Here is an 8009-nt window from a genome sequence, read left to right as displayed (position 1 = left end):
TTTGAATTCTTATCATTTTCTCTAATCCATTTCTTAATAAGAAGTACTGCATCTTTTGGAGTATTCTTTATGTAATACTTAAATCTCTCTACTCCATTTAAACTAAAGACACCAGACTCAGCTCCGGCAAGTCCACCACCTGCACCTACCGCATCCTCTGCTTCATTATCATCATTTGACTGACTATCCATCTTGAAGTTTCCAGAATTTGAAACACCTTGATTCAATTCAAAATACTTCTTAATTAGGCCATTACCTATAAATCCAAGTAGAATTGTTCCAGCAATAACACCAAATAAGAATGCGTACTTACTAGCATAATCAAGCCACTCTTTAATTTTATCGAATTGAGTTGGTTGATTTAAATCATTCCCAAGTAAAGAGTATTCAAATTTAAATGTTGGTTCAATATTTCCAAGATTGAACTTTAACGCTCTAACATATGTTTCAATCTTCTGTTTGACATCATTACTTAAACCTTCACTTAAGCGAACAAGAATATTTACTTCTCGAAGATTCTTAAAAACATCAATTGTTGTATTGTATTTCCACATCTGCTCTATTGGAGAAACTGCCCCTTGAGCTTTTTGTTTTTCATTTTGCAAAGTTTTTATTTTCTCTTCGTACTGCTTCTCTTTCTCAGAAAACTTATCTTTCATCTCTTCTAGACGAGCTTTATCGTTTCCGTTCTCCATTGTTAACAGAATCTTTCCATTTGGTTGAAACTCATTGAAGTCATCTATAAGTGGTGCTTCCATACCAAACTTAGAAAATACAACGTGATCCCCTACATTATCCCCTGGAGCAACATCATTGAATTTAACAAGTGAGTTAGACTTTCTCTTTTTTTGTTTATTTTTACGTTTCTTCTCTTCTTTAACTTTTTCAGTTTCTAATTCAGCAGCTTCTGCCTCTGCAGCTTTACCACCTTTATTTTTGGCATCTAAAGGTTTATTAAAGTCTGGATCAGCAGGACTATTTGTTATAATTTCAACATCAACACTATATTGATCAGGCTTCAAAATAGATAGAAGTAGTCCATTTACTTTATTGTTAATTTTCTCTTCTAAACTTTGTCTTTGCCACTCCATACTTGGAAGCCTTTCAACAGAGGATAGAGCATTTGACTGAGCAAATAGAAATAAGAATAAAATAAGCATAGAATATATTTTTCTCATCTCTTACCTCCAGCACTAGTCGTAGAGACTTTGAACATCTTCTCTAAATAAACTTTCATTCTATATGCCTCGCGATTCTTTGGATTAACACCAAAGGCCTTCCTATAATAGTTTAAAGCTTTTTTAAATTCTTTTTGCATGTATGAAATCGACCCTTTCATTTCGTAAATTATTGAATAATGAGGGAATTTTGCTTCCAGTCTCTCAAGTTTTGCATATGCAGAAGGAAAGTCCTTTACACGCATCATTCTTAAAACATCAAATAAATCAGTCACAAGTAAGTCAACATCCTGAGTTATCTTTATACTTCTCTCAACTTCAAGGTTTGCATTGAGAATGACATCAGAACTAGATATAACTGGTACCAAAATATTAAAAGTCTCAAAACCAGGCTTATGAACAAGAATTTGAACCGTTCCAGATAAACCAAATGTAGACTTCAAAGAGTCTAAGTTTCCCTTATAAGGCGTCTTCCCTATTGCACTTTTCTTACCACTAGAGCTAATAACGAATATATCACATTCACTTGGGTTAGAATTAATAACAAGCTCTGCAGCAAAGGAGCTGAAGCTCAACATAAGAAAGAATGTAACTATTAGCTTTTTCATAAGTACTGAGTAATTCCTAAAAATAAATTAATCTTAATTCCAGTAGTTGCAACCCCTGTTGCTCTACTAGCACCAACTTCGAACTTTATACCTTTTGTATTATTGAATCCATACACGCCACCACCATGAATACCTAAATCAAAGAAAACATCACTTTTCTTAGCCGACTCAGTGTTATAAATAATGTAGCCAATACCTGTACTGGCTCCCCAGTAATATTTAAACTTAGGAATAATTGTAAATTCAGTACCGTTTAACATGTAAGAATACTTGGCACCTAAATCATTCAAGTACCAGTTCATACCAACACCACCGAGAAATACCCCTGCTCCACCTGTTGTCATCATAGGAACAAATGCTTCAGCAAAGTATGATTTATCTTGTGTTGTTTCAAACTCCCAATTTAAATTAAAACTGATTGCACTCACAGCTGTGGGAGTGGATGTTGTCTCTGTTTCATCAGAAGAAGTAGAATCGTCAGTAGAAACTAACGTACTTTCATTTTCTGTTACAGAGTGAGATATCATTCCGATATTAAAACTTAAAACATCGTGAAAGCCACTCTCATCTGCTTGAGAGTTCAAAGTTAATATGGAGAGAAGGATTACAAAGTATTTCACAGAGCATATTCCCACTGTTCTACTTTTACATTCTCAAGATCAGATATCATCATTTCAAATGAAACAGCTCTTCCAGAATCCCTCATTGTATTCTTCCACACAGATGTGACTCCATAACTACTTTCGATCTCTTCAATATCTTTCATCATATTGTTCAGAGAAACATTCTTTGATACTTCTTTTGAGAAGTCTCTGACGTCTAAATGTATTCCTGGAAGAATTGCAGAAAAAATTAAATTCTTATCTTTTCTCTTAACGTTTAAAATTGCTCTTTGACTACTATTTTTGATAGACTGAACAGCAAGTAAAGCTTTTAGAGATTTTTCAAAAATAGTTCTGGCCTGTAGTTCTGGCATATAAATATATAAATCATTAGCGTAATCAACATCTTTGAGGTCTAAGAAGTTCTTGTCTTTAAATGAACTTTCCTTAGCAATAACATCATCAATGACATCTAATATATTTATTTTAATCTTTTCAAGATCAGCTTCTCTATCTTTACCTAATTTAGTTAAGAACCCAGCGTCAAACTTAATAATAAAACATGACTTCCTTCCTTGAGCATCTGGCCTAGAGAATTGAATCATATAATCACTTGTAACATCTCTCATATACTTGTAGACAGAAAATGTTCCTTTTAAACTTCTCTCTCTTTTAAAGTTTCTCAAAAAGAAGTCTTCCCATTTTTCATCATTGACAATATCGTCCATAAACATTTCTCTAAAACATTTATTCATACTGAGTATTTTTTCATTTGTATCAATAACCACTGCACCAACATCAGAAAAAGTCTGATATGTTTCCACCTGTGATTTGAATGCTTTTTTTCTTATATATGAACCCCAGTCCTTATTCTCTAATTCAAAATTTTTCTTCTTTAACTTCCTCATCATCAAGAACATACCAATGACAAGTCCTGATAATGCAAAATATACGAAATATGATAGATAGTTTGAATTAGTCTTCACTAGATTTGAATTAGTAGCATCAAAACCTTTAGATGATACCTTACCTGCAAGTGTAGTAATGTCGTTCTTTAAGTTGACACTTAGTAGAAGAGCCTCTTTTACATCAATAATAAGGTCATTAATTTTAAGAGTAAATGTATCACGTTCAAAAGCTCCAATACTTGTAAGTTCTGCTATGATCCTCTTACTTCTATTTAACTCCACTTCAATTAGTGAAAGATTATTTCTTACGTCACTAGTCTTTAGAGCAGAGAACACTCCTTCCATCTTAGAAGACTCTCCTTCATCTTTTAATCTATTAACAATATGTTCAATACTTTCTAAAGTATCAGTAGTAGATTTACTCTTAGTTCTTTCAAAAGTAGATAACTTTGACTTAAGTTTTTCGACCTTGTATCCACTAGTTTCTAACGTTTCAATCGCCTTGTTAAAGCTGTCACGAGATAGACTATTTTCTACATCTGAAAAAATATTAGTATTTATTTCTTTGGAATTACTTGCAAAGCAATTCATCTGCATAAATAGCCCTAGAGTAATAAATAGAAACTTTAAATTAGAACGATTTTTCATTGTTCACTCTTTCCTTTACTATATTTTTACTAATTGAAATATTTTCTAAAATGTCACTTTCAAGACATAACTCTGTTTGTCTATGCCTAGTGAGCAAGCTAATATTTGCATCAAACTTTCCATTCGATACTTTATTGAATTGATCTCTTTTAACTTCCAGACTCTCTAGAATATCGTCAAAGATACCAGCCTCACCCCTTGTATTTTTCCACACATTTCGGATGCGAACTTTATTCTTTAACAGTTCAACATTAATAACAGCTTCTGATGTTCTAGATAGATAGATAAATTGTATAAACTCATTAAAAATTCGATTAAATGTTCTAAGGCTATTTTTCATCTCCACAACATCAATATTCGTTGAAATATTCACCTTTAGTGTGCACATTGAGTTTGAGTACTTCTTCTTTACAGTCTCTCTTACATATTCAGAAACGGCATTCATCTCATTTGCAGAAAGGCTAACTTTAGACTTATTACTAAAGAACAATATTTCATCTTCAGACTCTATGTTCTTATTAGCCAGAGAATTAACAATGTCGTCATACTTATCTTTTAGTTCCACAATATTCCTTTTAATTGTATGTTAAATACATGCCTACTATAGAGTGAGTGTTATCTAAGTCTGTATTAGTGACCGAAGTTAATGCAATACTTTCATAGCTTAATCCGATTCCCCATCCTTTATATACTGCAACTCTTCCTTGAAGATGAAGTTTATCGCCATCAAGTGGAACATCTTCTCCACTGGCGGATGCATCTGTATTTGCAATCATGGCCTTCTTCATATCTAGCTCTAATGAAATCACATGGCCTTTAATTTCATCAATATATCTAAGTCCTGCTCCAACCCAAACAATATTACTACTAAAGGCCTTAAGCCCATCACCTCTTGATGAAATGTTAACAAAACTGAGTTTATCAAACTCCATATTTAGTCCAAGAAATACATATGAAGAATAAAGGTCATAATTAAAGTTTCCATAAATATTTATTCGTGGTGCAATATCGTATTGTTCTTCAGCAATTACTGAAGATACGTTTGCTCCATAATGAAAGTGCTGAACCCAGCCCTTAACTTTCATACTTGAAGATACTTTTATCGCCATTCTCTGTATTGATGTTTCAGTGCCTAGCTCTTCATTTGATGCCAAACTAATATTTGAGAGTGCCGTCTCTTTCTGGTAGCCAAATGAATAATCAAATCTAGACATCCACTCCAGAATTCGTCCATCTTCATCTTTCTTAGTTTCTGAATTCTTTGTTAGATCTAAGTCAGGTGAACTAAAACTTTGAATTTTTACTTTTTTCTTCTTCTTTTTAAATGTGCTAACCTTTCGTATTCTCTTTATTTTCTTTCTTCTCTTTACTTTCTTTTTTAATTTTCCTTTCCGATTATTAGGAAAAATTGATACTTCTTCAATTTCTTCTTCTTCAATATCTTCTTCATAGAAATCATCTTCACCATCTTCGCTTTTATTCGATTTCTTTAGATCTACAACGACTGGCTTTACTAACTTTCCGCTCTTCTCATCAAACCACTTACCAAACATAAGTTTGTAAGCAAGTACACGAGAACGGTACTGAACTTTTGCTCTTATTAAATTATCTTCTGATATGTAATTTATAATCCTATTGGATGGTCGTTCCAGTAAATGAAACTGTAAGTGACTAAGTCCCTTTTTGTTTTTTCTGTGGGAAACTTTTATTTCGTACCACAGCTTATTTTTACCAACTCTCTTATCAATTTTACCTAGAGTTATTTCAAATATCTGAGCTGCGAATATGGCCTCCAGTACACTCTTTCTAATGAAAGAGACTTCATTAGTATTCATATTCTTCACACTCTTTAGGTCGAGTGCCATCATCTTCCGCTTTGGAAGCTCTTCCTCTTCCTTATTTACTACCTCTTTAGATGACGTATCTTCAGCTGCATAACTAAATGAAGAATATAGAAAAATGAATGTGAGTAATATACTTACAGGTTTCATACCCGATAATGATAACAAGAATATTTATCGCATTGCAGAAGGCAAATAAGTCCCCAATATACTTACACTTTTTAGATTTATATAGATATCTTAACAATTGATTCATATCTACCTAATATCATATATATGAGGAGAGCTTATGCACTTTTTGAGAATATGGATATTAGATGATGATGAGGACTTTCTGCTATTAATAGATAAGTGGCTTAAAAAAAATTATGAATGCGAAGTCACTTCCTTTAATACAGTCGAATCTTTTGATCAGGAACTATACCGAGTAAATTTAGTACCTGACTTAATCCTTATGGATATTAGATTAAAAGATGCCAATGGATTAAAGGTCGCTAACGAAGTCCATTCCCTCTTTCAAAATGTTCCTATAATACACCTGACAAATTTAGACGGAGAACCAATTATTGAAGAGAAGTATACCATCCTAGGAAAACCCATTAATGATAAACTTCTAAAATCGTCAATCTCTAGACTTATTAAAGAATCATATCAAAAAGCACTATAGATCGAAGTAACACCTCTGCGCAGCTGCTGAAGCGTCCCCGTCAACATAGACAGTTGCTGTAGGAGGTACATTTTCACCATCCCCTCCTTCAATCTTTGATAAGAAATTACAGCTACAGTCTGAGCAACTCTTTTGATAGAAAATTGAATTAGAGCTATCAGAGCCCCCTTTATCTAAACAACTAAAGTCAGGACTGAATATAGGCTCAATATCTGTTACAGGATCAGACATCCAGTGCGGAGTTCCAGGAAGTGAGTACTCACTTAAAGACGGATCTTGATTAATAACATTAAAAACATCACTCGAGATTAACTTCTTATACTTCGTGATATTTACACCATTTTCAATTACTTGTTCGGACTCATCAGCACAACCATCAGTAACTTCAGTCTTATTTCCAAACATAGGACTTCCATATGGTGATAAGAACTTATCTACAACAATATTTAAGTCATAATTATAAAAAGTATTCGCTGGAGGAGATATCAACTCTATGAGTCCCATATTACTTTCAGACAGATATTGCTTGCCACCATCAGTCGTTCTTAAAGCAACTACTTTAAGGTAGTAATACCTACCAGGAACAAGTCCTGTTATAAAAACACTTGGAGTAGATGTATCTTCAAAACTAGCACTCGTTTCAAACACATTACTTAGTATAGATTTGGTTGTACTATAAAAGACTCTATATCCCGTAACAGCACCCCATGCAGAGTTTGTAGGAGTAAAAGCATCCCATGAGAATGACAGGTCACCTTGATCATCGGAAACTACATTTGATAGAGAAGTGTTTACAACAGTTGTTTTATTTGGCTCAAGAAACCCTTTAAAATGAAGAGACATACTATCAGTTGATGATCTACCACTATTATAAAATGATAATTGAATATTATGATCTCTAGCTTGAAGCTTTTCTCCAATGTAACTGTCATCAAATTTCTTAGTGATCTCTATTTTACAAACAGAAGCCGTATTAGCATTGAATCCCCATTCATCAGCCGGAAGAGGTCCTCCCTCATCATCACCATAAAAGCACGGCCTATCGGCAAAGACAACATTTGTTCCATCATCAAATATTTTATGTTTTGGTCCCGCTGGTAATGACGCATTCATATTCCCTACAAATGTTCTATATTGTAAAAGGAAGCTAGCTTTCTCAACAGCAGAGTTTAAAAGTGTTATATCTTCAACAGTCACCTCTTCAAAAGGAGCAGAGTTTAATACCGGATGTGAAGAGTTAGTATAGAATCCAAAATTAATTGGGTATGATCCCTGAATAACGCCACCAGAAGAGTTATTAATATTTTCTGAGTTTGTGTTCGCAACAACGACATCAGCAGGATTAGCAGAAGCAAAGTCTAATTTTATACCACTTGATACGTACTGATTAGGTATGTTGGTATATGTCAGTAATAAATAGCGAATAGTAGAATCAGGTTCACTCTCGGATGCATCATACTTGATATCAATATCACATGTTGCTCCTGAGGCTAAAGAGACTCCGAGACATGAGTTTGCTGTAATAGAGTATCCAACACCCCCACTTTGATTGCTTGC

The 8009-nt window shown here is 33.6% G+C and carries 8 protein-coding genes; 1 reads left to right on the top strand and 7 read right to left on the bottom strand.

The annotated features are described in order from the left end of the window. The 6 genes from ABX784_RS13925 to ABX784_RS13900 form a co-directional block, all read right to left on the bottom strand. The coding region (locus tag ABX784_RS13925) for a hypothetical protein (protein WP_372655666.1) at positions 1 to 1178 on the bottom strand (1178 nt) is incomplete at its 3' end. Continuing rightward, positions 1175 to 1786, bottom strand: coding sequence for a tetratricopeptide repeat protein (locus tag ABX784_RS13920; RefSeq protein WP_372655665.1), 612 nt, complete (start codon positions 1784 to 1786; stop codon positions 1175 to 1177). The genes ABX784_RS13925 and ABX784_RS13920, both read right to left, overlap by 4 nt. Continuing rightward, positions 1783 to 2406, bottom strand: a complete 624-nt coding sequence (locus ABX784_RS13915; RefSeq protein WP_372655664.1) for a hypothetical protein — start codon at positions 2404 to 2406, stop codon at positions 1783 to 1785. Before ABX784_RS13915 ends, ABX784_RS13920 begins: the two co-directional genes overlap by 4 nt. Continuing rightward, positions 2403 to 3944 (bottom strand): hypothetical protein, encoded by a 1542-nt coding sequence (locus tag ABX784_RS13910; protein ID WP_372655663.1) that lies wholly within the window; start codon positions 3942 to 3944, stop codon positions 2403 to 2405. Before ABX784_RS13910 ends, ABX784_RS13915 begins: the two co-directional genes overlap by 4 nt. Next, complete coding sequence (locus tag ABX784_RS13905; RefSeq protein WP_372655662.1) at positions 3928 to 4509, bottom strand: hypothetical protein; 582 nt, start codon at positions 4507 to 4509, stop codon at positions 3928 to 3930. The genes ABX784_RS13910 and ABX784_RS13905 overlap by 17 nt, the downstream gene beginning before the upstream one ends. Positions 4510 to 4519: 10 nt before the next feature. Further along, on the bottom strand, positions 4520 to 5935 hold the full coding sequence (locus tag ABX784_RS13900; RefSeq protein ID WP_372655661.1) for a hypothetical protein: 1416 nt from the start codon (positions 5933 to 5935) through the stop codon (positions 4520 to 4522). Positions 5936 to 6074: 139 nt separating this feature from the next. Between ABX784_RS13900 and ABX784_RS13895 the strand changes: the two genes are divergently transcribed. Next, complete coding sequence (locus ABX784_RS13895) at positions 6075 to 6452, top strand: response regulator (protein WP_372655660.1); 378 nt, start codon at positions 6075 to 6077, stop codon at positions 6450 to 6452. Here ABX784_RS13895 and ABX784_RS13890 read toward each other — a convergent pair. Continuing rightward, on the bottom strand, positions 6447 to 8009 hold a 1563-nt coding region (locus tag ABX784_RS13890; RefSeq protein WP_372655659.1), incomplete at its 5' end, for a fibronectin type III domain-containing protein. The two genes, ABX784_RS13895 and ABX784_RS13890, sit on opposite strands and share 6 nt — an antisense overlap.

Source organism: Halobacteriovorax sp. (genome assembly GCF_041587335.1).
Taxonomy (GTDB): Bacteria; Bdellovibrionota; Bacteriovoracia; order Bacteriovoracales; family Bacteriovoracaceae; genus Halobacteriovorax.
Note: the sequence above shows the minus strand (reverse complement) of the source record. Positions and strands in the feature narration are given on the sequence as shown.